This window comes from Bradyrhizobium sp., from assembly GCF_019244115.1.
GTDB lineage: Bacteria > Pseudomonadota > Alphaproteobacteria > Rhizobiales > Xanthobacteraceae > Bradyrhizobium.
The window spans coordinates 1-2,075 of sequence record NZ_JAFATE010000135.1; the positions used below are offsets into that span (position 1 = coordinate 1).

General features: G+C 60.4%; 3 protein-coding genes. 1 reads left to right on the forward strand and 2 read right to left on the reverse strand.

Going from position 1 to position 2,075, the window contains the following annotated elements; translation table 11 throughout:
• The coding region (locus JOZ76_RS06220; protein ID WP_291697752.1) for a hypothetical protein at nt 1-966 on the forward strand (966 nt) is incomplete at its 5' end.
• On the opposite strand, the gene JOZ76_RS06225 is transcribed toward JOZ76_RS06220, so the two are convergent.
• Nucleotides 950-1,402: a hypothetical protein gene (locus JOZ76_RS06225; RefSeq protein WP_291697753.1), complete on the reverse strand. Its 453-nt coding sequence runs from the start codon at nt 1,400-1,402 to the stop codon at nt 950-952. The two genes, JOZ76_RS06220 and JOZ76_RS06225, sit on opposite strands and share 17 nt — an antisense overlap.
• Nucleotides 1,403-1,455: 53 nt before the next feature.
• Nucleotides 1,456-1,932: a hypothetical protein gene (locus JOZ76_RS06230; RefSeq protein WP_291697754.1), complete on the reverse strand. Its 477-nt coding sequence runs from the start codon at nt 1,930-1,932 to the stop codon at nt 1,456-1,458.
• Nucleotides 1,933-2,075 lie beyond the last annotated feature (143 nt).

The following is a 2,075-nucleotide window of genomic DNA, read 5'->3' on the forward strand; positions in this document are numbered from 1 at the left end:
TATTCGATCACGCTGGCCGCGTGGTTCGAAACCCAGGAGCGGATCGTCCGCCAGATCGCCCAGGCCCTGAACGTCCACGTCTCCGCCGAACGGCTGCGCCGCTTCGCAACGGCCAATGAAGTCCCCGTGGAGATCCATGACCGCTGGCTGCGCGGACAAGCCCTGCTGTTGCAGATGGCCTCAAGGGATTGGCCAGCCGTTGCGGCGCTGGTCGAGAGTCTGCTCGCCGACGCGCCTGATTTCTCTCCTGCGCTGAGCGGACTGGTCCAGTACCGCAACATCGCGCCCATTGCGCTTCCCGGCATGCTTCGAGATACGGCCCGGCATCTGGAGACAGTGCCCATCGCGCAACGCGCGGTGCAGCTCGATCCGCTCGATTCCCGCGCACAGCTCAGCCTCGCCTGGACCTACCAGTTGCTCGGCCGCGTGGATGAATCCACGCTGCATGCGGCAATGGCCATCGATTTGAACGAGAACGATCCCTGGACCTTGATCGCAGCAGGCATGATCTTTTCTTATTGCGGCTACTACGAACGCGCAGCGGGCCTTTCCGCCGCATCGCTGAGAGGCGCGCCAATCCCAAAGCCGCCACAGCTGGCGTATTCCGGTGCAATCAAGTTCTTATGCTCGGACTATCTAGGATGCATCGACGCGTTTCGGGAGGATCTCGGGATGTCCCCAGCCTTCACGATCTGGGCCTGCGCCGCCAAGGCCCATGTCGGTCGGCTTGATGAAGCCAGAGCGGAGTTCGAGAGCATGCTGAAGAGGATCGCCGCGGATTGGCATGGCCAGCTGCCGGCGACGCGCGACAACATGACACGCTGGCTGCTGCACGTCTTTCCGGTCGCAATGCGCAAAGACTGGGAGCGCCTGGCCGCGGGCCTTGCGGCAGCCGGCGCTCCCGTCGAGGGTGTCGAGTTTGGTGTTTGGTTCGAACACCGGCCCAACGTCAGCCACACGTATTGAGCGTATATTCGCCAACGCGCTCGGCGTGAATCGTCATGCGCCCGACCTTGGTGGTCATCAGCTCCGGGATTTTGGCATAGAAGTCGGGTAGCTGATACGTGGAGCCTTTGAGAAACCTTGCTTCGTGCTCGAGCAATATCTCCTGTGGTGGCAGCCGGAGCACGAATACGTCAGAGTCGCCCTGCAGCACGATCAAGCCTATGCCAACGTCTCGGCGGACCGGCGTGTTGTTGGCATCGTCGAAGAAGAGATCGACCTGCGCCCACTGGCACTGATCCCAGAACTCTTCGAACGATCTTGGTTTTTGGAATTTGTTGTCCGGTGCGGTGGGAACGGGATTTTCCTCCGACCCCTGATAATCGACGTAGTTTCTGCCAGTCGCCCATGATTTCACAAGCTTGCCCCATTGAGGATAATCATTCGGGCCAATCGTCATCTTTGGATGTCCCATGTGTCACCTGCCTGTTTGCACGCTCTTGCTGATGCCGGCTACCCGCCGGTCGGGAATCTGATGAGTTCACCGACGTAGTCGATGAGACTGTTGACCGTCGTGATGCGTTCCAGCCCTGCAAATGCATCCGATCGGTCATCGAAAACGAGCGTCGAGACCTGCTGCAATTGGCGTGCAAGGTCTTTGTCATCGTCTATGTTCAGAAGGCGATCCTTCTGGAGAATGCCATAAAAGACATCGGCCACGACAATTGACGTCAGCACCCCGAGATACTTGCCCTCGATCTTGGGATCCTGCCCCGCCTCGAAGCGGGCGAAAAACGGGATCGGCGGATCGCTCGCTAGGATACGGATGTCGTCATCGCTCAAGGCTTGCCCGGAGGTGGGTCGATGATGCCTCAGCCAGTCGGAGACATCGCCTAGCCAGGGCGGATTCTTCGGGTCATCCAGGGGACCCCCCAGATAGCGCGAGGACTGAAAGAGCTTGCCATGGGTCTTCGATAGCGCCTGGGCCAAGGCCCGCACTGACCAGGGCTGCGTCGCAATCGAGCTCGTCAGGTCGCGAACCGTCAGACCCGGGTCCTGCGGATTGGCCCCCCGTACGGCCTTCTCGAGATCCGCGCGGGACCATGGACCGATTCTCACGCTCAAGTTGGTCG